A 23,841-nucleotide genomic window follows, 5' to 3' on the forward strand; every position below is an offset into this window, starting at 1 on the left:
TTTGTGCGGGTGAAAGCGGCCCTCGACCGGCGAGCAGGCACATGCGCCATTGACAAAAAAGCTTTGAACGTTCAAAGTTGTTTTTGCGATGAGAGACGTCATCTACCTGGAACGGATGGAGCAGGCCGAGACCCTGCTCAAGCCGCAGCGGATCGAAGTGCTGCGGCAGCTCGCCGCGCCGCGATCGTGCACCGAGGTCGCCGAGGTGCTGGAGCAGACGCCGCAGCGGGTGCACTACCACGTGAAGCAGCTGGTCAAGGCCGGGTTGGCCGTTCAGGTCGCCGAACGCAAGGTGCGCGGGGTGCACGAGGGGCTCTACCAGGCGGTGGCGCGGTCGTACTGGCTGTCGCCCGCGCTGGTGGGGCGGATCGGGACCAGGGACGAGCTGGCGCTGGGGCACCTCGTGGACCTGGCCGAGCAGGTGCAGTCGGACATCGCGGCGCTCGACCGGGACGGGGAGCTGCCGTCGGTCGGGGTGTCGGGGGAGATCCGCGTGCGGCCGGAGGACCGGCAGCGGTTCCTGGCCGAGCTGCAGACGACGTTGCAGGAGCTGTTCACCCGTTATGGCGGGGACGAGGGTGATGCGTTCCGCGTTGCCCTCGCCTGCTATCCGAAGGGAGACAACCGATGAGCACGGGAGTGGTGCGCGTTCGGGCACGGGCTTCGGTCGAGCGCGTGCGGGAGGCGTTGACGAGGGCCGGCGAGCTGCGCGTGTGGCTGGCGGAGTACGCCGAGGTGGACCTGGAGCGCGGCGTCTTCGAGTTCTGGGGGCGGTTCACGCCGGAGGGGGAGCGGGGGCGGCAGAAGCTGCTCGGGTTCGACGAGCGGTCGGTGCGGTTCTCGTGGTTCCTGCACGGCGAGGAGCACACGGTGGAGCTGTCCGTCGAGGAACGGGACGGGGAGACCGTTGTCGCCGCCGCGCAGTCGCCGTACCCGGAGTGGGGCGAGGCGATCGTGGACGAGGTGCACGCCGGGGTCGAGCAGACGTTCTGGTCGTTCGTGCTCGCGAACCTCGTCGAGCACGTCGAAGGACGCGAGGTGTTCGGGTTCTGCGACTTCTCGACGTCCGAGCAGCGGTTCGAGGTCGACATCGCGGCGCCGGCCGCGCGGATCATCGACGCGTTGACCGACATGGAGAAGTTCCAGCGGTGGTTCGGGGCGCGGGCGTCCATCGAGCCGCACGTCGGCGGCCGGTGGGCCATGGGGAGCTTCGACGACGAACCGAACCCCGGCAAGGTCCTCGCGCTCGACGAGAACCGGTTCGCGATCGAGTTCCCGGACGGGATGGTGTCGTCGTGGGAGCTCGCCGAGTCGGGCGGGAAGACGCACCTGACGTTCGTGCAGAGCGGGTTCGATCCGGAGCGGCCGCCGTACGGGTCGTGGATGGGCTGGCTCAGCGGGTTCGCGGACCTGCGGCGGATGCTGGAGATCCCGGACTGGAAGCCGATGTGGCACTCCGTGGAGGTGCCGGGACTGCCGGATGGCGTGCTCGTGCTCGAATGATCGGGCGTGAAACGGCGGGTGAGAGCTGGATCATCCGGCTCTCACCCGTTTGCACGTGGCTTTGTCCGGTGCGGGCTCGCTAGTTTGAGGCACGTGCTGAAGGAGACCCGTGTTGTGTTCGCCGCGCTCGTGATCGCGTTCTCGGTGGCGGTGTCGATCGTGTTCGGCTAGAGCCACGCCATGATCAGGCCGGGTGAGGCGCACAGGAGGCTGAACCTGGCGAACCGGCCGACCAGCCCGGTGACCACGAAGACCAGCGTGGACATCCCGGCGAGGCCGGCGAGGACGCTCGTCGCCATGAACGGCGGCAGACCCACCAGCGAGCTGACAGCGTGGGTGCCGGCCATCCAGTTCGGGTGCGCCCGGCACTTCACGTGGATCCAGTCGCCCCACCGGTGCATGCGGGTGCCCTCGCCGAACCAGCGCTGCGCCAGCGTTGGCTTCGTGCGCTCTTTCTTCTTGCGGTGCAACCACTTCGGCAGCTGGATGTCACCGCGCGCCGCGTAGAAGTACACCAGCTTGCCCAGCACCTGGCCGACGGCGACGACGAGCCCGACCACCCAGAACGGGAGGCCCGGCCAGCGCGCGCCAAGCCCCACCACCCACGCTTCGATGCTGATGAAGGGGAGGAGCGCGGAGCCGAGAGCGATGCCGAAGGTGAGGCCCACCAAGCCGAACACCCGCCCGAGGCTACACAGTTCTCAGTCGCCGAGTCGGACCTCGAGCGGACCGGACAGCCGCACCTCGCGCAACGGACGACCGCCCGCGTCCAGGGTGCGCACCGTGCCGTCACCCGTCCAGCCCAGTCGCTCGTAGAAGTTCCGCGACGCCTTGTCGGCCTCGGGGACCCACGCGATCCCCCTGGTGGCGCCTGCTTTCGCAAGCTCGCGGCACGCTTCGGCGACGAGCCGGGTGCCGTGGCCGCGGCGGCCCCAGCGGGGTTCGGTGAGCACGCTCAGCAACGCGGTCGTCGCGGCGTCCTCGGGCAGCGACCCGTCCGCCCTGGCGACCTCTTCGTCCGGGGCCTTGGTCGCCACGGCGAAACCGACGGTCCACTCGCCCTCGGTCGCCACGAGCACGGCGCCGTTCTGCACGGCCAGCGACCACGCCTCGTCCGTGTCGAGCGTGCTCAGCACGTCTTCCGGCAGCAGTTGCGCGTAGGCGAGGCGCCAGGTCTCGCGGTGGATGCGGATGATCTCCGGAACGTCGTTCGCGGTGGCGGTGTGCACGCCGGCGTCGGCCATTGCCGCACCTTATCGGCCGTCCCCCGGAGAATTGTCAGGGGTGCGTGGCAGCATCGACGGGGTGCAGAGGATGAGTGCGGACGTCGCCCGGCGGATCGCCCTGGGGGCGCAGGGTTTCACGGACGGGCGGCCGTCAGCGGCCACGCGCAGGCACCTGCAGCGCGTGCTGTCGCGGGTGCAGCTGTTGCAGATCGACTCGGTGAACGTGGCGGTGCGCGCGCACTACATGCCGTTGTTCTCGCGGCTGGGTGCGTACGAACCGGTGCTGCTGGACGACGCGGCGTGGACGCATTCGGCGCGCAGGCCGCGGATGCTGGTGGAGACGTGGGCGCACGAGGCGTCGCTGGTGCCGGTGGCCGACTGGCCGCTGTTCCACTCCGGGGCGAAGAAGCGCGGCTGGTGGCAGAACTACCAGACGATCGTGGACCGTTCGCCCCAGCTCGTGGACGAGGTGCTGGCGGCGGTCAAGGAGCTCGGCCCGATCGGCGCGGGCGCGCTGGAGAAGGCGCTGATGGGTGACACGGGCCGGGCGAAGGGTCCGTGGTGGGACTGGTCGGAGGTCAAGCGGATCTGCGAGGTGCTGTTCGGCGTCGGCGTGCTGACGACGGGCACGCGCCGCGGCTTCGAACGGCTCTACGACCTCACCGAGCGGGTCATCCCGCCGGACGTGCTGGCGCGGCGGCTGAGTCCGGAGGAGGGCGCGCGTGAGCTGGTCACGCGGGCGGCGGTGGCGCTGGGCGTTGCCACGGAACCGGACCTGCGCGACTACTACCGGCTCGACCCGCGGCGCTCGCAGGCGGCGGTGGCCGAGCTGGCGCAGGAGGGCGTGCTGGAGCCGGTGGCGGTCGACGGCTGGCGCGGTCCTGCCTACCGGCACGTCGAGGCGAAGGCGCCGCGCCGGGTGACCGGGCGGGCGCTGCTGTGCCCGTTCGACCCGCTGATCTGGGAACGGGCCCGCACCGAGCGGATCTTCGGCTTCCGGTACCGCATCGAGATCTACGTGCCGGAGCCGCGGCGGGTGCACGGCTACTACGTGTTCCCGTTCCTGCTGGACGGCCGGCTGGTGGCGCGGGTCGACCTCAAGGCGGACCGGGCGGCGGGGGTGCTGCGGGTGCAGTCGGCGTTCGCGGAACCGGAGGTGGACCGGCCGCGCGTGGCGGCGGAGCTGGCGGCCGAGCTCGCGCACATGGCGGAGTGGCTGGGCCTGGAGGACGTGCTGGTCGTGCCGAAGGGAGATCTGGCAGGCGAACTGGCGGCCGCGCAGGCGTGAAGCGCGGAGCGTACAAATAACGGCTGACAGATGTTGAAATCTGTCAGCCCAAGGTGCATAGTCGACCTCAGCCACAGAGGAGGAGTTCGTCATGCAGAAGCGTCAGCTCGGCAGCACCGGCCCGGTCGTGTCCGCGCTCGGGTTGGGCTGCATGGGCATGTCCAACGCGTACGGACCGGCCGATCGGGACGAGAGCATTGCCACGATCCACGCCGCCCTGGACGCCGAGGTCACGCTGCTCGACACCGGTGACTTCTACGGTCAGGGCCACAACGAGCTGCTGATCCGCGAGGCGATCAAGGGCCGCCGCGACGAGGTCCAGCTCAGCGTCAAGTTCGGCGGCATGCGAGACCGCGCGGGGGCGTTCATCGGGTTCGACACCCGGCCCGCGGCGGTGGCCAACTTCCTGGCCTACTCGCTGGAGCGGCTCGGCACGGACTACGTGGACGTCTACCGGCCGGCGCGGCTCGACCCGGCCGTGCCGATCGAGGAGACGGTCGGCGCGATCGCCGAGCAGATCGAGAAGGGGTGGGTGCGGCACATCGGGTTGGCGGAGGTGGGCGCGGAGACGCTGCGCCGGGCGCACGCCGTGCACCCGATCACGGACCTGCAGATCGAGTACGGCGTGCTCAGCAGGGGCATCGAGGCGGAGATCCTGCCCACGGCCCGGGAGCTGGGCATCGGCATCACCGCGTACGGGGTGCTGTCGCGCGGGCTCATCTCGGCCACGCCGAGCAAGGAGTTCGCGGCGAACGACTGGCGCAGCCACACGCCGCGGTTCCAGGGCGACAACCTCACCCACAACCTCGGCCTGGTCGAGAAGCTCGCCGGGATCGCCGCCGACAAGGGCGTCACGGTGGCCCAGCTGGCCATCGCGTGGGTGCTGGCGAAGGGCGACACCGTGGTGCCGCTGATCGGCACGACGAAGCGTGCGAGGCTGGGCGAGGCGATCGGCGCGCTCGACGTCGAGCTCACCGAGCAGGAGCTGCGGGAGATCGACACCGTCGTCCCGGTCGGGGCGGCCGCGGGCACGCGGTACGCCGCCGAGCAGATGGCGATGCTGGACAGCGAGAGGTGAGGACGTGGCGGAGGCGTTGACCGGGGAGGCGATCCTCGTGGCGACCGAAGAGGTCCTGCGCAGGTACGGGCCGGCCAAGGCGACGGTGGTCGACGTCGCCAAGGCGCTCGGGGTGAGCCACGGCAGCGTCTACCGCCACTTCCCGACCAAGGCGGCGCTGCGGGAGGCCGTGACGCGCCGGTGGCTCGACCACACCCACCGGGAGTTCGCCGCGATGTCGGACCACGGGGGCAGCGCGTCCGACCGGCTGCGCGCGTGGTTGCAGGAGCTGTTCGACCGCAAGCGGCGCGCGCACCTGGAGGAACCCGAGCTGTTCGAGACGTTCCAGGTGCTGGTCAAGGAGAGCGACAGCATCCCGGAGTACCACGTCGGGCACATGGTGGAGCTGCTCGCGCGCATCATCCGCGCGGGAGTGGAAACCCAGGAGTTCATGGCGGACGACGTCGCTGTGACGGCACAGGCGGTGTGGGACGCGACGGACCGGTTCCACCACCCGAGCCACGCGCCCGAGTGGGGGGATCCTCACATTCAGGCCGCGTTCGACGCCGTCGTCTCCCTGGTGATCGCTGGACTGCGGTACAACCGAGGTCCGAGTTCCGCAGGCGATGCTTGAGGGTCACGGAGGTGAGCGGTGCCGCCTGACGAGTGGATCGACCTGCTGGGAGCGCCCGAGCGGCGTCCGGACCCGGTTGACTGGGACGCGGTCCGGGCACGGCTGGGCACACCCCTGCCGACCGACTACGTGCACCTCGCGGAGGCGTACCCGCCGCTCATCGTGGGCGGCTACGTCCGCATCCTGCACCCCACGGCACGTGCGGGGTTCATGAACTGGATGTCGCAGGCGCCCAAGGTCCTGCGGGCGGTGCGGCGCCAGCCGGGGCTGCGGGCCCACCCGGAGCAGCCGGGGCTGCTGCCGTGGGGCACGACGCTGGGCGGCGACCACTGCCTCTGGTACACCGCCGGCGAGCCGGACGAGTGGACCGTCGTGATCACCGACCTGCGGCAGAGCTGGTCCTACGACGGCACGTTCTCGTCGTTCGTGCGGAAGTTCCTGACCGGGGAGATCCGCTGCCCGATCTTCCCGGACGACGTCCCCGGCGGCTCAAAACCGTTCCAGGAGCCCTAGCCCGAAGTGCACGCGGGGAGCTTTCGTACTCCACTGGAGCACGGGAGGTCCCCGCGTGCGGTCCGCCGAAGCGGAAGTCACGCGGGAGTCCCGCGTTTCCCCCAGGGGAACGCGGGGCCCCTGCGTTCCCCTGGGGTCAGCTTGTTGCGGCGGTTACCAGGGCGGTGCCGCTGCCGGTGCGGCCGGTGACGGACAGCGCGGCCTCGCCCAGCGGCTCCGCGGAGACGTCGAGGTCGCTGCGCGCCGCACCGGACGTGGACACCAGGTCGATCTTGGCCAGCGTGCCGGAGCGGATGCCGACGCGGATGTTGCCCGAGCCGGTGCCGAGCTGGATGTCGCCCGCGGCGGCGTCGGCCACGGTCAGGTCACCGCTGCCGGTGCGCACCATGACGTCACCCTGCACCGCGCCCAGCCACACGTCGCCGGTACCGGTGATGAGCACGGCGTTGTCGCCCACGGACGACACCTCGACGTCACCGCTGCCGGTCTTGGCCTTGAGGCGGGCGAGCATCGTGCCGAGGCGGACCGTGCCCGACCCCGAGTTGATCTTTGCCTCGCCGGTCGCGCGGTCGACGTTCACCGCGCCGGTGCCGGTGTTCAGGTCGACCCGGCCGGCCTCGCCGGTCACCGACACGTCGGCGGCACCGGTCTTGGACTGCACGTGCGAGCCCGCCGGTGCCGTCACGACGACCGACAGCGGCACCGCGCGCAACGGCAGCGCCTTCGACGACTCGATGCGCAGCCGGTTGCCCAGCAACTCCACGCGGGCGTCCCGCACGGCCTCCTCCGGCCCAGCGACCGGGGTGCCCCGGTCGGAGCCGAACTGGCCGCTGACCCAGCTGAGCACGCTCGACAGGCCCTCGGTCCAGGTGTTGCCCGCCGCCGGGTCGTGGCGCACCTCGACGTGCACGCCCGGTTCGTTGACCAGGTGCACCTGCACCCGGCCGCTGAGCAGCGAGATGTCGATCTCCGCGACACCCGCGAACTCGAAGCTCTGCTGCCGCACGACGGCGGTCGGCCCACTCGACGGATCGGTCATCCCGCTCACCCCTGCACCCATCCGCGGACGCGCGAGCCGGAGCCGCCCTGTCCGCTCGGCCCCTTGTGCTGCTGCTTCCAGTGCTCGCGGTGCTTGCCCTGGATGGCACCGCCGACGGCCTGCTGGATGAACGAGTTCAGCGACACGCCCTGGGCGGCTGCGGCCTGCTCGGCCTTCGCCTTCAGCTCGTTGATCATCCGCAGCGTGATGCGGCTGATGTCACCGGTGGCGTCACCGGCGACGTACGGTGGTGGCACGTCCTGCTGCGGCCCGCTGTCCTGCTCGGGGGCCGAACCGGTGACGACCACCTGGACGTCGCGGCCGGCCAGCCTGACCTCCACGACCTGGCCGTCCAGCGAGGCGGTGACCTCGGCTGCCAGGTCCGACAGTGCGTTCATGATTGCCAGTCGCGCGGCTGGCTCGAGCGCTGCGGACAACGCGGCGGCCGTTCGACGGGTGCTTTCGTCCCCCGCAGATGCGGCCGTCGCCAGGTCCTCGCGCAGTGACGCGATGTAGGGCGACAGATCCATGACACCACTATGACGTCACTCGTGGTGTCGCGCAAGCACCGGCTAGTGTCGGCACCATGCCGAGAGTGCGTTTGGTGGCGAAAACCGAGTTCATCCCGCCGGACGACGTGCCGTGGACGACCGACGCGGACGGCGGCGCGGCGCTCGTCGAGTTCGCCGGACGGGCCTGCTACCAGTCCTGGGACCGGTCCAACCCCATGACGAACACGAACGCGACGTTCCTGCACCACCTGCTCGACGTCGGGCACCTGGCCGCGTTCGAGCACGGCAGCGCCACCCTCTACCTGACCGAGCTGCCCCGCTCGCTCACCCACGAGCTGATCCGGCACCGGCACTTCTCGTACTCGCAGCTCTCCCAGCGCACCGACCCGACCGACGTCGTCGAGCCCGCGCTGATCGCGGCGGACCCCGAGCTGCACGCGCGGTTCGTCGCGGCCACCGACGCCAGCCTGCGCGCCTACGAGGACCTGGTGCACAGCCTGGAGAAGACCGTCAACGGCCGGCGCGCGCGGCAGATCGCCCGGTCCGTGCTGCCGAACGCGACCGGCACCGAGATCGTCGTCACGGGCAACTACCGCTCGTGGCGGCACTTCATCGCGATGCGCGCCACCGAGCACATCAACGTGGAGCTGCGCGAACTGGCCGTGGCGTGCCTGCGCGAGCTGACGAAGGCCGCGCCGAACGCGTTCGCCGACTTCGTCGTCTCGACACTCCCGGACGGCACCGAAGTTGCCTCCAGCCCGCTGGTCGTTGAAGGCTGACGGTCATGAAGCGGCTCATCGTGGACGTCCGCCCCGGCGGGTACACCGTCACGCGCCTGGCACCCGGCACCCCGCTGCCCGCAGGGCTGCTGGACCTGACCGACGTCCTGGTGTCCGTGACCAGGACCCCGGACGAGGTGTCGGTCATCGCGCCGTCGTCGTTCGAGCTGCCCGCAGACACCGCCGAGGAGGGCTGGCGGCTGCTCACCGTGCGCGGGCCGCTGGAGTTCACCCTGACCGGCATCATGGCCGCGCTGGCCGGTGAGCTGGCGGCGGCGGGCGTCCCGTTGTTCGCGCTGTCCACTTACGACACCGACCACCTGCTGGTGAAGCAGAGCGACCTCGACCGCGCTGTCGTCGCGCTGCGTGCCGCAGGTCACGAACTGGTTGTAGCGCCGGAAGCGTAGGAACCGATCCTCCAGTCGGCGGGTCTGAAGTACCGTCAACGCCCCCCGGTTCCGAGGTCGTAGGAGCGCACGTTGCACGGACAGGCTGTCGAACCGCGCGTCATCGCGGGCAGGTACGCCCTGGTGGCCGAGCTCGGCCGCGGTGGCATGGGCATCGTGTGGCGCGCACAGGACCGTCACATCGGGCGTTTCGTCGCCATCAAGGAACTGCACCTGCCGGACGGCCTCGCGCACGAGGAACGCCGTGTGCTCGAAGAGCGCGCTCTGCGTGAAGCGCGCACGGCCGGCAAGTTGAACGATCCCGGCATCGTGACCGTCTACGACGCGATCAACGAGAACGGCACGACGTACATCGTCATGGAGCTGGTCGAGGCGGCCACGCTCTCGACGTTGATCAGCACGCACGGCCCGATGCCGCCGAACCAGGTCGTGTCGATCGCGCTGCAGGCGTTGTCCGCGCTGGAGACCGCGCACCAGGCGAAGATCGTGCACCGCGACGTCAAGCCCGGCAACCTGATGGTCCGCCCGGACGGCAAGCTCAAGCTCACCGACTTCGGCATCGCCCAGGCCGTCGACGACCCGCGCCTCACCACCAGCGGCAGCCTCATCGGCTCGCCCGCCTACATGGCACCGGAACGCATCCACGGCCACGAGGCCGGCCCCGCGTCCGACCTGTGGGCGCTGGGCGCGACGCTCTGCTACGCCGTCGAGGGCTGGAGCCCGTTCGAGCGCTCCTCCACGGCCTCCACGCTGCACGCGATCATGAGCGAGACCCCGCGCCTGACCAGGGCCACCGGCGTGCTCGGCGCGGTGATCACCGGTCTGCTGATCGCCGACCCGAACGCCCGCCTGTCCGGCCCGCAGGCCCGCGCCATGCTCTCCAGCATCGGCAACCAGCCCACGCCGCCCACCGGCATCCCGCCGGTCGCGACGCAGCAGTACCAGCAGAACACCGCGGCCGTGGACCCGGCGAAGAAGAAGCGCACCCGCATCATCGCGTCGGTGGCGGCCGCGGCCATCGCCGTCGCGGCGTTCGTCGGCGGCATCTACACGCACAGCTGGTTCACCTCGCCCACGAGCGGCGGCACCAGCGCCATGACCTACGGCGAGGGCGGCGAGGTGCCGGTGTTCGCCCTGTACGAGAACTACTGCGGCGTCGGTGAGGTCGCGCCCACCAAGCAGCTCGACTCCGACGCCCGCGAGGAGTGCGACAAGCCGCACGACTTCGAGGTGTTCGACGCGATCGACCTGCTGCCGGTGTCGTCGAGCCTCCCGGACGCGGCCTACCCTGGCGTCGAGGCGCTGAAGGACGTCGGCATCCCGCGCTGCCAGCTCGTGCTCGACTCGCAGTGGATCAAGGACGGCTCGAAGCTGAAGATGTCCGTCCTGGTGCCCTCGCAGTCGGCGTGGGAGAAGGACAAGAGCGGCAGCGCCCAGCGCAAGGTCTTCTGCGTCGCCGGCACCAAGGACGGCAGCAAGCTCGACGGCAGCATCAGCGCGAAGAAGGACAGCTGACGGTGAAAAGACGGGTCATCTCGTTGTTGCTGGTCCTCGGCTGCGCGGCCACGTTGCCCGCGTGCGCGAACAACGAGGACAGGTTCGTCTCCGAGCTCAAGGCCGCCGGTTTCACCAACCCCGGCGAGCCCAGCACGGAGAAGGAGAAGAAGACCAAGAAGATCGGCAAGCGCACGGTCAAGTCCTCGGAGAAGACCATCGAGGTCGTCGTCCGGGTGAAGGGCTGCGACCTGGAGTTCGCCAAGACCTCCGGCCAGTCCGGCTACTGGCTGGACGAGCTGCACGTCAACGGCCAGGAACCGGACTGGCCCGACTACCCGGAGAACCTCACCCGCGCCCAGACCGTGTCCCTGCTGGCCGGCGGCTCGGCCAAGCCGGCGGGCTTCACCGGCTGCTACAGGCCGAACGAGCCCTGACCCGGCTGTGGTGCAATGGAGGCGTTGCGCTGAGCCCGGCCAGGAGGACATGACGTGGGTCTAGCCCGCGACGAACGCAAAGCGCTCGTCGACCTGATGACCGAGCTCGGCCCGGACGCGCCGACCCTGTGCAGCCCCTGGCTGACCAGGGACCTCGCCGCCCACCTGGCGATCCGCGAGCGCCGCCCGGACACCGCGCCGGGCATCCTCGTGCCCGCGTTCGCCAAGTGGACGGAGAAGGTCCAGGGCGAGTACGCGCACAAGGCGTGGAGCGAGCTGCTCGACCTCGTGCGCACACCGCCGTTCTGGATCCAGCCGGTCGACGAGCTGATCAACGCCGGCGAGTACTTCGTGCACCACGAGGACGTGCGCCGCGCACAGCCCGACTGGGAGCCACGCCCGTACGACGCCTCTCGTGAACGCGCGCTGTGGAAGCTGCTGCCGCTCACCGCGCGCATGACCTACCGCTCGTCGCCCGACGGGGTGACTTTGGTGCGGCCCGACGGCGAGCACGTCGTGGCCAAGCCGGGCGCGAACGGCGTGGTGATCACCGGTGAGGTGGCCGAGCTGGTCCTGCTGGCATTCGGGCGCGACCAGGCGCGCGTCGAGTACAGCGGTGACGCCGCCGCCGTGGCACGCGTGCGGTCGGTGAACCGAAGTGTGTGACCTCGGGTAACGTTCCGCGCATGTCCGGAAGCCCGTACGCTGGGCCGAACCGCCCGTTCGGCCGCGTTCTCACCGCCATGGTCACGCCCTTCGACACGCGTGGCGAGGTCGACCTCGCCAAGGCGCAGGAGCTGGCGAAACACCTGGTGGACTCCGGCAACGACGGTCTGGTCGTCAACGGGACCACGGGGGAGAGCCCGACGACCACCGACCGGGAGAAGGCCGCGCTGATCACGGCGGTCGTCGAGGCCGTCGGCGACCGGGCGACCGTGGTGGCGGGTGCGGGCACTTATGACACGGCGCACAGCATCCACCTCGTGCAGCAGGCCGAGAAGGCGGGCGCGCACGGGGCACTGGTGGTGACGCCGTACTACTCGCGGCCGCCGCAGGAGGGGCTGCTGGCCCACTTCACGGCCGTGGCGGACGCGGCCGGGCTGCCGGTCATGCTCTACGACATCCCGCCGCGCGCGGTGGTGCCGATCGAGGTCGACACGATCCTGCGGCTCGCCGAGCACCCGCGGATCCTCGCCGTGAAGGACGCCAAGGGCGACCTGCACGCGGGCAGCCGGGTGATCGCGAGCACCGACCTCGCCTACTACTCGGGCGATGACCCGCTGAACCTGCCGTGGCTCGCCGTGGGCGCGGTCGGGTTCGTGAGCGTCATCGGCCACCTCGCCGCAGACCGCCTCCGCGACATGGCCGACGCCTACGAGAGCGGGGACGTGGTCAGGGCGAGGGAGCTCCACGAGTCGCTGCTGCCGCTGCTGCGACCCTTCCGCCGGGTTCCCGGCGTTACGTACACGAAGGCGGCGCTGCGCCTGCGCGGACTCGACGTGGGTGACCCGCGTCTTCCGCTCGTGCCGGCCGCCGCCGAGGACATCGAGGCCATCGCGGCCGAACTGGGAGTCAACGCGTGACCCACTCGACCGAACTGCCACCCGCACTGCCGGAAGGCGGCCTCCGCGTCGTCGCACTCGGCGGAATTGGCGAGGTCGGCCGCAACATGACCGTCTTCGAGCACGCCGGCCGGCTGCTCGTGGTCGACTGCGGCGTTCTGTTCCCCGAGGACGACCAGCCGGGCGTGGACCTGATCCTGCCCGACTTCCGCGCCATCGAGGACCGGCTCGACGACATCGACGCGATCGTCCTGACGCACGGTCACGAGGACCACATCGGTGCCGTGCCGTTCCTGCTGAAGCTGCGCCCCGACGTGCCCGTGGTCGGCTCGCGCTTCACGCTGGCGCTGCTCGCCGCCAAGTGCAAGGAGCACCGCCAGAACCCGCAGCTCGTCGAGGTGAAGGAGGGCGAACGCCACCCCTTCGGCCCGTTCGAGCTGGAGTTCTTCGCCGTCAACCACTCGATCCCGGACGCGCTGGCCGTCGCCATCCGCACCGCCGCGGGCCTGGTGCTGCACACCGGTGACATCAAGCTCGACCAGCTGCCGCTCGACGGCAGGCTGACCGACCTCGCCGGGTTCTCGCGGCTGGGCGACGAGGGCGTGGACCTGTTCCTCGTCGACTCGACGAACGCCGAGGTGCCCGGTTTCGTGGTGCCCGAGCGCGAGATCGGCCCGGTGCTCGAGAACGTGATCCGCAAGGCGGACCAGCGGGTCATCGTCGCCTGCTTCGCCTCGCACGTGCACCGCGTCCAGCAGGTCCTCGACGTGGCCGTGCAGTACAAGCGCAAGGTCGCCTTCGTGGGCCGGTCGATGGTCCGCAACATGGGCATCGCGTCCGAGCTGGGCTTCCTGAACGTGCCGGACGGCCTGTTCGTCGACCTCGACGTGGCCATGCGGATGGAGGAGGACGAGGTCCTCTTCGTCTCCACCGGGTCGCAGGGCGAGCCGCTGTCGGCGCTGTCGCGCATGGCCCGCGGTGAGCACCGGCAGATCTCGATCCGCGAGGGCGACACGGTGATCCTCGCGTCGTCGCTGATCCCCGGCAACGAGAACGCGGTCTTCAACGTCGTCAACGGCCTCGCGAAGCTCGGCGCCACCGTGGTGCACCAGGGCAACGCCAAGGTCCACGTCTCCGGCCACTCGCCCGCGGGTGAGCTGCTGTTCCTCTACAACGCGGTGCGCCCGTCGAACGTCATGCCGGTGCACGGCGAGTGGCGCCACCTGCGCGCGAACGCCGCTCTGGCCGTGGCGACCGGTGTGGCCGAGGACCACGTCGTGATCGCCGAGGACGGCGTCGTCGTCGACCTCGTGGATGGCAAGGCCGCCGTGAGCGGACGTGTCGTCGTCGGTCACGTGTACGTCGACGGCCTGTCCGTGGGCGATGTGGGCGAGTCGACGCTGTCGGACCGGCTGGTGCTGGGCGAGGGCGGGTTCATCTCGATCTCCGTCGCGATCGACCGGACGACCGGCAGGGCCGTCACGGCGCCGACGATCTCCGGGCGCGGGTTCTCCGACGACCCGAAGGCGCTGGAGGCGGTCGTCCCGCTGGTGGAGATGGAGCTGGCGCGCACCGAGGCCGAGGGCATCACCGACACCCACCGGATCGCGCAGGCCGTGCGCCGCGTGGTCGGGCGCTGGGTCGCGGAGGCCTACCGGCGCCGGCCGATGATCGTGCCGACCGTCATCCCCGTCTGATCATCGGTCCGATTTCCGTGACCCTGCTGTGACCTGCGTCCCCCTCGTCCGATAAAGTTTGGTCCCAGACCTTGGACGAGGGGGACGCCCATGGCCGCAGACATCGTCTTCAACCCACCCGGCAAGCCGGACATCTACCTGCCGCCGATCTTCACCTGGCACGACCCGTTCGGGCTGCCGTTCGCCGTCGAGATCACCAAGCCGATGGTGCTGCTGGTGCTGTCGATCGTGATCATCACGGTCTTCTTCCTGGCCACGACGAGGAAGTTGAAGGTCGTGCCCGGCCGCTGGCAGTTCGCCGCCGAGTCGATCTACGACTTCGGGCGCAACAACATCGCACGGGAGCAGATCGGCGCGAAGGAGTTCGCGCCGTACGTGCCGTTGATCGTCAGCATCTTCTGCTTCGTGCTGGTGAACAACCTCTACGGGCTGGTGCCGCTGGTCCAGTTCCCGACGATGACGCACTTCGGGTTCCCGGTGGCGGTGGCGCTGCTCATCGTCTTCCCGCTCTACCACTTCGTGGGCATCAGGAAGTTCGGGCTGCGCGGCTACCTGCGCAACCAGTTCGTCATCGAGGGCGTGCCGAAGCCGGTGCTGTGGGGCCTGCTGATCCCGACCGAGGTCATCCTCAAGTTCTTCTTCGACCCGGTGAACCTCGCGATCCGGGTGTTCGCGGCGATGTTCGCGGGCCACCTGCTGGTGCTCGTGTTCACCCTCGGCAGCGAGTTCCTGTTGCTGCAAACCAACGTGTGGCTCAAGCCGGTGTCATTGCTCGGGTTCGCGCTCGCCATCGCGATCGTGTTCCTGGAAGCGCTGATCCAGGTGCTCCAGGCGTACATCTTCGCCACGCTGTCGGCGCACTACATCGGCCGCGCGCTCGCCGCGCACCACTGAGCCGCTAGGTGTAGTGACTAATCAGGTTGTTGACGGCGTGTCGGGTTGAACATGGGAGGACCTCCGGGCGGAGTGGATGTGTCTGACGCATCCCATCGGCACACGGAGGTCCTCGCGTGCACAGTAACGCCCGCACCACCATCCATGCCCGCAGGCTGATCGTGACCCGCCGCGCGGCCGGGTGGTCACCGGCGTGCATCGCCGAGCAGCTCGGCATCTCCCGCGCCACCGTGCACAAGTGGCTGGCCCGCTACCAGCGTAAAGGCGACGCGGGCCTGGCCGATCGCAGCTCGCGTCCGCACCGCAGCCCGGCCCGCACACCGGTCGAGGTCGAGGACCGCATCCTGGCCGTGCGGCGGGAGACGCGGCGGGGCCCGGTGCACCTGTCCGGCCTGCTCGGGCTGCCGGCCTCCACGATCGGCCGGGTCCTGCGCCGCCGCGGCGAGCCCGCGCTGGCCGCGGCCGACCCGATCACCGGTCTGCCGGTGCGGCGCCGCCACAGCGGCATCCGCTACGAACGACCCCGGCCCGGCGACCTGCTGCACGTCGACGTCAAGAAACTCGGGCGCGTGCCCGACGGCGGCGGCTGGCGGGTCCACGGCCGCAGCGAAGCCGTGCGAGGCCGCGGTATCGGCTACGACTATCTGCACGTCGCGGTCGACGACCGCACCCGCATCGCCTACGTCGAAGCACTGCCCGATGAGAAAGACCGCACCTGCGCGGGCTTCCTGCACCGGGCGGTGGCCTGGTTCCGCGACCAGGGCGTCGTGGTGCTGCGGGTGCTCACCGACAACGCCAAGGTCTACCGCGTCGGCAGCACCTGGGCAGCGGTCTGCGTCGCGCTGGGCATCCGCCGCCGATTCACCAAACCCCGCTGCCCCTGGACCAACGGCAAAGCCGAACGCTTCAACCGCACCCTGCAAACCGAGTTCGCCTACGCCCGAGCCTGGACCGGCAACAACCACCGCCTGGCCGCCCTGCCCAACTGGGTCCACCACTACAACACACGACGCGCCCACACCGCCCTCGGCGGCCAGCCACCCATCACCCGACTGACCGCCTAGACATCAACAACGTCACGAATCAGTACAGCTAGGGGCGCTGGCACACCAGGTGCAGCGACTCCTCGGGCATGGCGCCGGGGTAGGACGGGGTGAACACCGGCCGGCTCCGGCGCACGACCCGCAGGCCGACCTCGCCGAGGTGCGCCTCGAAGTTCTCCTCGGAGAACGAGGACACCTCGATCTCCTGCCCCATCCAGGGCAGCCGGACCTGTTCGACGTCGATCGCCACGGTGGCCAGGAAGAAGTGGCCGCCGGGCCGCAACCAGGTCGAGACGCGGCCGAGGGTGTCGATGATCTCCGCCTGCGTCATCTGCAGCAGCGAGAAGACGGCGCAGATGACGTCCCAGGAACCGGGCGGCGACTCGAAGTCGCGGATGTCGATCTTGTGGAACGTCGCGTCGGGGACCTGCTCGGTGGCGAGGTCGACCATGACGGGCGAGACGTCCAGACCGGTGACCCTCATGCCCGCCTTGGCGAGCGTGCGGGCGACCGGAACGCCGGTGCCGCACCCGATGTCGAGCACGCGCGAGCCGGCCGGCTGGGTCGCCGCGAACCAGGCGAGGGTGCCGTGCAGGGCCGGCTGGTGCGACCATGCTCGTTGGTACTCCAGCCCCAGCGTGTCGAACACCTCGGCCGCGTTCATCCCCGCCCCCCTCATTTCGGCCCAATCCACCTGATGTGAAGTGTGGAGAAGGGCTCTGCACGGACTCTGGATGGCTTCTGGACGAACCCTGACGGTAGGTTGCTAGCTGACTGCGGACAGCGACGAAGTGGGACAAAGGGTGCAGAACGAGTTGCGCGTCAGTCTGCTGGGCGCGCTCGCGGCGACCGTGGCCGGCCAGGAGCTCACCCTCGGGCCGCCCAGGCAGCGCGCCGTGCTGGCGGTGCTCGCGCTGCGCGCCAACCACGTCGTGTCCCGCAGTGAGCTGATCGACGCGGTCTGGGGTGACGAGCCGCCGGCCAGCGCCGACAACGGCATCCACACCTACGTCGCCGGTCTGCGGCGCCTCTTCGAGCCGGGCAGGGCCTCGCGCGCGCCGAGCTCGGTGCTGCTCTCCACGGACACCGGGTACCTGCTGAGGCTGCCCGCCGACGCGAACGACGTCGCGATGTTCCGCGCCCACCTGGACGAGGCCGGGCGGTTGCGCCGTGAGCCGGCGGCCGCCATCAGAGCGTTCGACGCCGCCCTCGGGCTGTGGCGCGGCGTTGCCCTGGAGGGCGTGCCGGGACCGTTCGCCGCCGTCGAACGCGCGCGCCTGACCGAACTGCGGCTCACTGCCGTGGAACAGCGTGCGGCGCTGATGCTGTCCGTCGGGCGTGAGGCGGAGGTGGCGGCGGAGCTGACGACGTTGATCAACGCGCACCCGCTGCGCGAGAGGCTGCACGGCCTGCTGATGTCCGCGCTGTACCGCGGTGGCCGGCAGGCGGAGGCACTGGCGGTCTTCGCGGACCTGCGCCGGCTGCTGGTCGAGGAGCTCGGCATCGAGCCCGGTCCCGAGCTGCGGCAGCTGCACGAACAGCTGCTGGTCGGCCGGCACGAGCCGCAGCCGGAACCGGTCGCCCCCGCGCTGGTGCCGGTCCAGCTACCGCACGAGATCCGCGACTTCACCGGCCGCGCGAAGGAGCTCGCGAAGCTCGCCGAGGTCGTGCCGCACGACCACAACCCGGCGCTCGTCGCCATCACCGGCACCGGCGGTGTCGGCAAGACCGCGCTGGCCGTGCGGTTCGCGCACCAGGTCGCCGAGCGGTTCCCGGACGGGCAGCTGCACGTCGACCTGCGCGGGTTCGACGCCTCGTCGCCGCCGGTGCAGCCCGCCGCCGCGCTGCACCAGCTGCTGCAGAGCCTCGGCGTGCCGCCCGAGCGCATTCCGGAGGACCTGCCCGCGAAGTCCGCGCTGTACCGCAGCGTGCTGGCGGGCAAGCGCGTGCTGGTGCTCCTCGACAACGCGCGGCTGGCCGAGCAGGTCCGCCCGCTGCTGCCCGGCCGGTCGTCGTCGATGGTGCTGGTGACCTCCCGCAACCACCTCGGCGGTCTCGTCGCCCGCGACGGCGCGCACCCGGTGACGCTGTCGACGCTGACCCGTGACGAGGCGCTGGCGCTGCTGACCTCCGCCGTCGGCCCCGACCGCGTCGCCGCCGAGCCCGAGGCGGCCGCGCGGCTCGTCGAGCTGTGCGGTCACCTGCCGCTGGCGGTGCGGATCGCGGCCGAGCGCGTCGTCACCCGCCCGCACCTGACCCTGGCCGACCTGGCCGGCGACCTCGCCGACGAACGCGACCGCCTCAACGTCCTCGCGACCGGCGACGACGAGGACACCGCCGTGCGCGCCGCGTTCTCGTGGTCCTACCTGGCCCTCAAACCCGACGCCGCGCGGATGTTCCGGCTCATCGGCCTGCACCCCGGTGCCGAGATCAGCCTCGCCGCGGCCGCCGCGCTGGCCGGAGTCCCCTCGTCGCGCGCGCGGACCCTGCTCGACGTGCTGGCCGGCGGCCACATGCTGGAGGAGGTCGCCCGCGGCCGTTTCCGCCTGCACGACCTGCTGCGCCTGTACGCCACCGAGCTCAGCGCCACCGAGGAGTCCGGCACCGGCCGCTCCGAGGCCGTGACCCGCCTGCTGCGGTGGTACGCCGACACCGCGAACGCCGCCGGTCTCGCCATCTCCCCGCCCGACCACCCGGCGTTCCTGTTGCCGCCGCTGTCCACTCAGGACTTCACGTCGCACGACGACGCCTTCGGCTGGTGCCGCGCGGAGTCCGCGAACCTGCTCGCCGTGACCCGCCTCGCCGAGGACGCGCACTCCTCCACCGCCTGGCAGATCCCCGTCGCGCTGTGGAACTACTTCATCGTCTCCAGCGCGCTCGACGAGTGGACCCGCACCTACCGCGTCGCCGAACGCGCCGCCGCCGTCGACGGCAACCAGGCCGCCCGCGCCTGGGCGGTGCACGGCCTGGGCCTCGCCGCCTGCCGCGGCCAGCGCTTCGCCGACGCGCTGGAGCTCTTCGACCGGGCCCTCGCACTCCGCCGCGACATCGACGACCGCGTCGGCGCCGCCTGGAGCCTGACGGGCCTCGGCATGGCCTACGGCGGCCTGCGCCAGTTCGACCTCGCCGTCGACCGCTTCCGCCTCGCACTCGACCAGCACGCCGCGGTCGGCTCGTGGTTCGGCGAGGGCGGCACGCGGCTGTTCCTGAGCGACATCCTGCGGTCCGCCTGCCAGTTCGAGGCTTCTCTCGCGTCCGCACGGATGGCTTACGACCTGATGGACTCCCACGGCGCCGTGCATGGCAAGGCGATGGCGCTGGTGAGCATCGGCCGCGCCCAGCTCCGCCTCGGCGCACGCGCCGAGGCCCGTGACTCGTTCCGCACCGCCGTCGAGGCCCTGCGGGTGCTGGGGGACCGCAAGAGCCTGGCGGAGGCGCTGCACGGTCTGGGGGAGACCAGCTCCGGGCAGCCCGAGGTGGCGCGCACGCACCTGCTGGAAGCGCTGACGATCTACGAGGACTACGACCACCCGTTGACGGCGGAGGTCCGGGCCCGGTTGCACGAGCTGGCCTAGGAGCACCCGGGGGAGATCCCTGATGCGTAGCGAGTCGATGTGTAGGCACACTACACGTCATGGCGAAGCGGTTGAGGACGTTGGTGGTGTGGCTGCACGTCGTGACGTCGGTGGGCTGGCTCAGCCAGGCCGTCGCGTTGCTGGCGTTGGTGCTCTACGGCCTGAAGACCGGTGACGGCAGCGCTTTTCGCATGGCGCGGGTGCTGGACCACCGGGTGCTGGCGTTCATGGGGGCGGCCAGTGCGTTCACCGGCATGATGCTCAGCGCCACGACGCCGTGGGGGTTCTTCCGGCACTGGTGGGTGACCGCGAAGTTCGCGATCACCGTCGTGCAGCTCTACGCGGGGATCTTCATCCTGAGCGACAACCTTGAAGCGGCGGCCCAGGGGCACGTCACGCCGTGGCTGCCGGTCGGGACGGCGTGCATGATCAGCGCGTTCTCGTTCCAGACGTGGCTCAGCGTCGCGAAGCCCTGGGGGCGCACGCCGTGGGCGGACCCGGGGGTCAAGCTGCCCGCGGCGAGCGCGAAGGCGTTCGCGCTGGCGCTGGTCGTGCCCGCGGCGGACCTGGCGATCGGGCTCTGGACGGGCAGCCCGGCGCCGTTCCTCATGCTGGTCACGGTGATCGCCTACGCGGTCAGGCGGGCCGCCAGGGGGAGACGCCGGTGGTCGGGCGGGTCGGGTCCTGGAAGCGCGGCAGGTCGGGCTCGTCCAGGCGCAGCGGCACCAGGTTCTCGGTGATGGCGCGCATGATGCGCTCGTGCGCGCGGCGGGCGTCGCCCATCGTGTCCGCGGACAGGTCACCGAGCTCGACCGGCTTGCCGAAGTGCACCTTGAAGGTCGGGCGCTTGCGGACCGCGGAGAACCACGACGTCAGGTACGGCAGGAGGTCCCGCCACCCGTTGACGTGCAGGTTGCCCCAGTACACCGCCTCGTGCGCGCCCCACTGGCTGATGGGGATCACCGGGATGTCGCCGCCCAGCGCCATGCGGGCGACACCGGTCTTGCCGCGCTCGGGCCACATGCCGGGGTCGAGGGTGATCTTGCCCTCGGGGTAGACGGCGATCGGGTCGCCGCCGTTGCGCAACGCCGCGACGGCGCGGTGCATGGCCTCACCGGCGTTCGCCGACGCGCGGTCGACGCGCAGGTGACCGCACGCCTTCAGGGCCGGGCCCATGACCGGGGCGTCGAGCAGGCCGCCGGCGAGCATGAACCGCGGGTTGATCCCGACCTTGCGGCACGCGGCGATCAGCACGAACGGGTCGAGGTTGCCGATGTGGTTCGAGGCGAGCAGCAACGGCTTGCCGAGCAGATCCGGTGGCACGTCACCGGAAACCTCGAGCTTGCCGGTCAGCGCGACGAGGCCGCGGTCGACCACCATGAGCACGCGCCAGAAGAGCGGTGTGGACACGCGGGGCAGCGTACGGCGTGTCGGATCGTCTTCGTGCACGAACGGGTGAACGATGGGGTTTCGCGCGCGTCCCAGTTGCGAACGAGGCTGGTGAGGCGCAAGGGACTACCTTGTACACATGGCCGGGCGCACAGGGACTTCGAGAAAGACCACGTCACGCGGCAAAGCACCAGCGAAGCCACGGGCGCGGTCCACCGCGTCCAGAAAGCCCCCCGCGCGCAAGAGCGGCGGCGCCGTCAGCGCTGTGTGGGGCGGCGTGGGACGTGGCGTCGGCAGTGTGGTGCGCACGGTGAGCCGCACCAAGGACCTCGATCCCGAGCACCGCCGTGACGGGCTCGGGCTGCTGCTGATCGCACTGGCGTTCATCACCGGTGCCGGTGTGTGGTGGCAGGCGGGTGGTCCCGTCGGCCAATGGGTGGACGTCGCCGTGCGCAGCTCCGTCGGGTTCCCCGCGGTGATCGTGCCGGTGGTGTTGCTGGGCATCGGCATCACGTTGATGCGCACCGACGCCGTGCCCGACGCGCGGCCGCGGCTGATCATCGGCTCGCTGCTGATGATGATCGGCGTGCTCGGCATGTTCCACCTCATCGGCGGCCTGCCGATGGACCCCGTCGCCCGCCGCGACGCCGGTGGCGCCCTCGGCTACCTGGCCGGCGGGTTCCTGGCGCAGGGCCTCACGTCCTGGGTCGCGGGACCGTTGCTGTTCCTGATCTTCTCCTACGGCCTGCTGGTCGTGACGCACACGCCGATCCGCCAGGCGCCCGAGCGGATCCGGTCCCTGCTGCACCCGCGGCAGAAGACCGACGTGTTCGCGGACGAGGACGACGAGCTGCCGGAGGAGGAGCCGAAGCCGGTCAAGCTGCGGCGCCCGTCGCGCCGCCGCCAGGCCGTGGCCCCGGTGGAGCCGGAACCGGAGATCGAGCTGCCGCTGGAGGAACCGGAACCGGCGCCGAAGCCCGCGCCGAAGGAGTCCGCGAAGAAGGCGCCCGCACCGGCGATGGCCGTGCGGGCCGTCGAGGGCGACTACCAGCTGCCGCCGCCGACCATCCTCAAGGACGGCGACGCGCCCAAGGCCCGCAGCAAGGCCAACGACCAGATGATCGAGGCCATCACCGGCGTCCTCGACCAGTTCTCGATCGACGCCCAGGTCACCGGCTTCACCCGCGGCCCGACGGTCACGCGCTACGAGGTCGAGCTCGGCCCCGGTGTGAAGGTCGAGAAGATCACCGCGCTGACCAAGAACATCGCCTACGCGGTCGCGACCGACAACGTCCGGCTGCTCGCGCCGATCCCCGGCAAGTCCGCGGTCGGCATCGAGGTCCCGAACAGCGACCGCGAGATGGTGCGCCTCGGCGACGTGCTGCGCGCCGGCTCGACGGTCAAGGACACGCACCCGATGGTGATCGGCCTCGGCAAGGACATCGAGGGCCACATGGTCACCGCGAACCTGACGAAGATGCCGCACCTGCTGGTCGCGGGCTCCACGGGTTCCGGCAAGTCGTCGTTCGTGAACTCGATGCTGGTCTCGCTGCTGGCCCGCGCGACGCCCGACGAGGTCAGGATGATCCTCATCGACCCGAAGATGGTCGAGCTGACGCCGTACGAGGGCATCCCGCACCTGATCACGCCGATCATCACGCAGCCGAAGAAGGCCGCGGCGGCACTGGCGTGGCTCGTCGAGGAGATGGAGCAGCGCTACCAGGACATGCAGGTCAACCGGGTGCGCCACATCGACGACTTCAACCGCAAGGTGAAGTCCGGCGAGATCAGCGCACCCCCCGGTTCCGAACGCGTGTACCGCCCGTACCCGTACATCATGGCGATCGTCGACGAGCTCGCCGACCTGATGATGACCGCGCCGCGCGACGTGGAGGACGCCATCGTCCGCATCACGCAGAAGGCGCGTGCCGCGGGCATCCACCTGGTGCTGGCGACGCAGCGCCCGTCGGTCGACGTCGTGACCGGCCTGATCAAGACGAACGTGCCGTCACGGCTGGCGTTCGCGACCTCCTCGCTGACCGACTCGCGGGTCATCCTCGACCAGCCCGGCGCCGAGAAGCTGATCGGCATGGGCGACGGCCTGTACCTGCCGATGGGCGCGGGCAAGCCGGTGCGCATCCAGGGCGCGTTCGTGGGCGACGAGGAGATCGCCCAGATCGTCGACTTCACCAAGAACCAGGCACAGCCCGAGTACACCGACGGCGTCACCGCGGCCAAGGCCGGCGAGAAGAAGGAGATCGACGCCGACATCGGCGACGACCTCGAACTGCTCGTCCAGGCCACCGAGCTGATCGTGACCTCGCAGTTCGGCTCGACCTCGATGCTGCAGCGCAAGCTGCGGGTGGGCTTCGCGAAGGCCGGTCGGTTGATGGACCTGCTGGAGACGCGGGGCGTGGTCGGGCCGTCGGAGGGGTCGAAGGCGCGGGAGGTGCTGATCAAGCCGGACGAGCTGGAGTCGGTGATCTACCTGATGCGCGGTGGCGGGCCGGCCGACGAGGACTAGGGCGTCTGGGCCGTTCGGGGCTCGGGTGGGCTGATGGGCCCGGTGTGATGGGGCGGGCTTGGGGGCGTGAGGACTGGCTTGGCGAGGTCGGCTTGGCTGGGTCTGGCTTGGCTGGGTCCAGCTCGGCGAAGTCTGGCCTGGCGAGATTTGGCCTGGCGAGGTCCGGCTCGGCGAGGTCCGGCCGCGCCCGTTCCTCTCCCGTCGAACGCTGACGCAGGGGTACCCCCGGATCGGGGACCCCTGCGTTTCAACGTACTCAGCGGGTCTG

Annotated in this window: 24 protein-coding genes; 18 read left to right on the forward strand and 6 right to left on the reverse strand. The window is 70.6% G+C overall.

Going from position 1 to position 23,841, the window contains the following annotated elements; translation table 11 throughout:
* Window positions 1-88 precede the first annotated feature (88 nt).
* Both ACZ7CD_RS10970 and ACZ7CD_RS10975 read left to right on the forward strand, forming a co-directional pair.
* Window positions 89-631 carry a helix-turn-helix domain-containing protein gene (locus ACZ7CD_RS10970; protein ID WP_458430693.1) on the forward strand — a complete coding sequence of 181 codons (543 nt, stop codon included), beginning with the start codon at window positions 89-91 and terminating at the stop codon, window positions 629-631.
* Window positions 628-1,503: an SRPBCC domain-containing protein gene (locus ACZ7CD_RS10975; RefSeq protein WP_470378817.1), complete on the forward strand. Its 876-nt coding sequence runs from the start codon at window positions 628-630 to the stop codon at window positions 1,501-1,503. The genes ACZ7CD_RS10970 and ACZ7CD_RS10975 overlap by 4 nt, the downstream gene beginning before the upstream one ends.
* A 167-nt stretch (window positions 1,504-1,670) precedes the next feature.
* Here ACZ7CD_RS10975 and ACZ7CD_RS10980 read toward each other — a convergent pair whose 3' ends face one another.
* Together ACZ7CD_RS10980 and ACZ7CD_RS10985 are read right to left on the reverse strand one after the other, a co-directional pair.
* Complete coding sequence (locus ACZ7CD_RS10980) at window positions 1,671-2,183, reverse strand: hypothetical protein (protein WP_360390672.1); 513 nt, start codon at window positions 2,181-2,183, stop codon at window positions 1,671-1,673.
* Between the two features lie 21 nt (window positions 2,184-2,204).
* Window positions 2,205-2,747 carry a GNAT family N-acetyltransferase gene (locus tag ACZ7CD_RS10985; RefSeq protein WP_360390669.1) on the reverse strand — a complete coding sequence of 181 codons (543 nt, stop codon included), beginning with the start codon at window positions 2,745-2,747 and terminating at the stop codon, window positions 2,205-2,207.
* Window positions 2,748-2,817: 70 nt separating this feature from the next.
* Between ACZ7CD_RS10985 and ACZ7CD_RS10990 the strand changes: the two genes are divergently transcribed.
* From ACZ7CD_RS10990 to ACZ7CD_RS11005, 4 genes are all read left to right on the forward strand, one after another.
* Window positions 2,818-4,017: a winged helix-turn-helix domain-containing protein gene (locus ACZ7CD_RS10990; RefSeq protein WP_360390667.1), complete on the forward strand. Its 1,200-nt coding sequence runs from the start codon at window positions 2,818-2,820 to the stop codon at window positions 4,015-4,017.
* Between the two features lie 91 nt (window positions 4,018-4,108).
* On the forward strand, window positions 4,109-5,095 hold the full coding sequence (locus ACZ7CD_RS10995) for an aldo/keto reductase (protein WP_470378818.1): 987 nt from the start codon (window positions 4,109-4,111) through the stop codon (window positions 5,093-5,095).
* A 4-nt stretch (window positions 5,096-5,099) separates the two neighbouring features.
* Window positions 5,100-5,708 carry a TetR/AcrR family transcriptional regulator gene (locus tag ACZ7CD_RS11000; protein WP_458430695.1) on the forward strand — a complete coding sequence of 203 codons (609 nt, stop codon included), beginning with the start codon at window positions 5,100-5,102 and terminating at the stop codon, window positions 5,706-5,708.
* Window positions 5,709-5,726: 18 nt separating this feature from the next.
* Window positions 5,727-6,221 carry a hypothetical protein gene (locus ACZ7CD_RS11005; RefSeq protein ID WP_360390659.1) on the forward strand — a complete coding sequence of 165 codons (495 nt, stop codon included), beginning with the start codon at window positions 5,727-5,729 and terminating at the stop codon, window positions 6,219-6,221.
* A 136-nt stretch (window positions 6,222-6,357) separates the two neighbouring features.
* Here ACZ7CD_RS11005 and ACZ7CD_RS11010 read toward each other — a convergent pair whose 3' ends face one another.
* Complete coding sequence (locus tag ACZ7CD_RS11010) at window positions 6,358-7,260, reverse strand: DUF4097 family beta strand repeat-containing protein (RefSeq protein ID WP_360390656.1); 903 nt, start codon at window positions 7,258-7,260, stop codon at window positions 6,358-6,360.
* A 5-nt stretch (window positions 7,261-7,265) separates the two neighbouring features.
* Window positions 7,266-7,790, reverse strand: coding sequence for a toxin-antitoxin system HicB family antitoxin (locus ACZ7CD_RS11015; RefSeq protein WP_360390654.1), 525 nt, complete (start codon window positions 7,788-7,790; stop codon window positions 7,266-7,268).
* 56 nt (window positions 7,791-7,846) lie between these two features.
* Between ACZ7CD_RS11015 and thyX the strand changes: the two genes are divergently transcribed.
* The 9 genes from thyX to ACZ7CD_RS11060 all read left to right on the forward strand — a co-directional run bounded on the left by thyX (window position 7,847) and on the right by ACZ7CD_RS11060 (window position 16,106).
* Complete coding sequence (gene thyX / locus ACZ7CD_RS11020) at window positions 7,847-8,551, forward strand: FAD-dependent thymidylate synthase (protein WP_458430696.1); 705 nt, start codon at window positions 7,847-7,849, stop codon at window positions 8,549-8,551.
* A 5-nt stretch (window positions 8,552-8,556) separates the two neighbouring features.
* Window positions 8,557-8,958 (forward strand): ACT domain-containing protein, encoded by a 402-nt coding sequence (locus ACZ7CD_RS11025; RefSeq protein WP_470375470.1) that lies wholly within the window; start codon window positions 8,557-8,559, stop codon window positions 8,956-8,958.
* A 72-nt stretch (window positions 8,959-9,030) separates the two neighbouring features.
* Window positions 9,031-10,473, forward strand: coding sequence for a serine/threonine-protein kinase (locus tag ACZ7CD_RS11030; protein WP_470375471.1), 1,443 nt, complete (start codon window positions 9,031-9,033; stop codon window positions 10,471-10,473).
* Between the two features lie 2 nt (window positions 10,474-10,475).
* Complete coding sequence (locus ACZ7CD_RS11035) at window positions 10,476-10,889, forward strand: hypothetical protein (RefSeq protein WP_470375472.1); 414 nt, start codon at window positions 10,476-10,478, stop codon at window positions 10,887-10,889.
* Between the two features lie 54 nt (window positions 10,890-10,943).
* Window positions 10,944-11,555 (forward strand): TIGR03085 family metal-binding protein, encoded by a 612-nt coding sequence (locus tag ACZ7CD_RS11040; RefSeq protein WP_360390641.1) that lies wholly within the window; start codon window positions 10,944-10,946, stop codon window positions 11,553-11,555.
* Between the two features lie 20 nt (window positions 11,556-11,575).
* Complete coding sequence (gene dapA, locus ACZ7CD_RS11045) at window positions 11,576-12,472, forward strand: 4-hydroxy-tetrahydrodipicolinate synthase (RefSeq protein ID WP_458430699.1); 897 nt, start codon at window positions 11,576-11,578, stop codon at window positions 12,470-12,472.
* The gene (locus ACZ7CD_RS11050) at window positions 12,469-14,148 is read left to right on the forward strand and encodes a ribonuclease J (protein ID WP_470378819.1); all 1,680 of its coding nucleotides are present in this window, start codon (window positions 12,469-12,471) and stop codon (window positions 14,146-14,148) included. The genes dapA and ACZ7CD_RS11050 overlap by 4 nt, the downstream gene beginning before the upstream one ends.
* 90 nt (window positions 14,149-14,238) lie before the next feature.
* The gene (atpB, locus tag ACZ7CD_RS11055) at window positions 14,239-15,042 is read left to right on the forward strand and encodes a F0F1 ATP synthase subunit A (protein WP_470378820.1); all 804 of its coding nucleotides are present in this window, start codon (window positions 14,239-14,241) and stop codon (window positions 15,040-15,042) included.
* A 116-nt stretch (window positions 15,043-15,158) separates the two neighbouring features.
* Complete coding sequence (locus tag ACZ7CD_RS11060; protein ID WP_470378821.1) at window positions 15,159-16,106, forward strand: IS481 family transposase; 948 nt, start codon at window positions 15,159-15,161, stop codon at window positions 16,104-16,106.
* A gap of 28 nt (window positions 16,107-16,134) precedes the next feature.
* On the opposite strand, the gene ACZ7CD_RS11065 is transcribed toward ACZ7CD_RS11060, so the two are convergent.
* Window positions 16,135-16,749, reverse strand: coding sequence for a class I SAM-dependent methyltransferase (locus ACZ7CD_RS11065; protein WP_360390630.1), 615 nt, complete (start codon window positions 16,747-16,749; stop codon window positions 16,135-16,137).
* 139 nt (window positions 16,750-16,888) lie between these two features.
* On the opposite strand from ACZ7CD_RS11065, the gene ACZ7CD_RS11070 reads away from it, so the two are divergent.
* Together ACZ7CD_RS11070 and ACZ7CD_RS11075 are read left to right on the forward strand one after the other, a co-directional pair.
* A complete protein-coding gene (locus ACZ7CD_RS11070) occupies window positions 16,889-19,660 on the forward strand; it encodes an AfsR/SARP family transcriptional regulator (protein WP_458430701.1) in 2,772 nt (923 codons plus the stop codon).
* A 59-nt stretch (window positions 19,661-19,719) separates the two neighbouring features.
* On the forward strand, window positions 19,720-20,400 hold the full coding sequence (locus ACZ7CD_RS11075) for a hypothetical protein (RefSeq protein ID WP_470378822.1): 681 nt from the start codon (window positions 19,720-19,722) through the stop codon (window positions 20,398-20,400).
* Here the strand turns inward: ACZ7CD_RS11075 and ACZ7CD_RS11080 are convergent.
* Window positions 20,297-21,070 (reverse strand): lysophospholipid acyltransferase family protein, encoded by a 774-nt coding sequence (locus tag ACZ7CD_RS11080; RefSeq protein WP_458430703.1) that lies wholly within the window; start codon window positions 21,068-21,070, stop codon window positions 20,297-20,299. The two genes, ACZ7CD_RS11075 and ACZ7CD_RS11080, sit on opposite strands and share 104 nt — an antisense overlap.
* 118 nt (window positions 21,071-21,188) lie before the next feature.
* On the opposite strand from ACZ7CD_RS11080, the gene ACZ7CD_RS11085 reads away from it, so the two are divergent.
* Window positions 21,189-23,573 carry a DNA translocase FtsK gene (locus tag ACZ7CD_RS11085; protein ID WP_470378823.1) on the forward strand — a complete coding sequence of 795 codons (2,385 nt, stop codon included), beginning with the start codon at window positions 21,189-21,191 and terminating at the stop codon, window positions 23,571-23,573.
* Window positions 23,574-23,841: the final 268 nt, after the last annotated feature.

The sequence above is a fragment of the Lentzea sp. NPDC036949 genome, assembly GCF_055608075.1.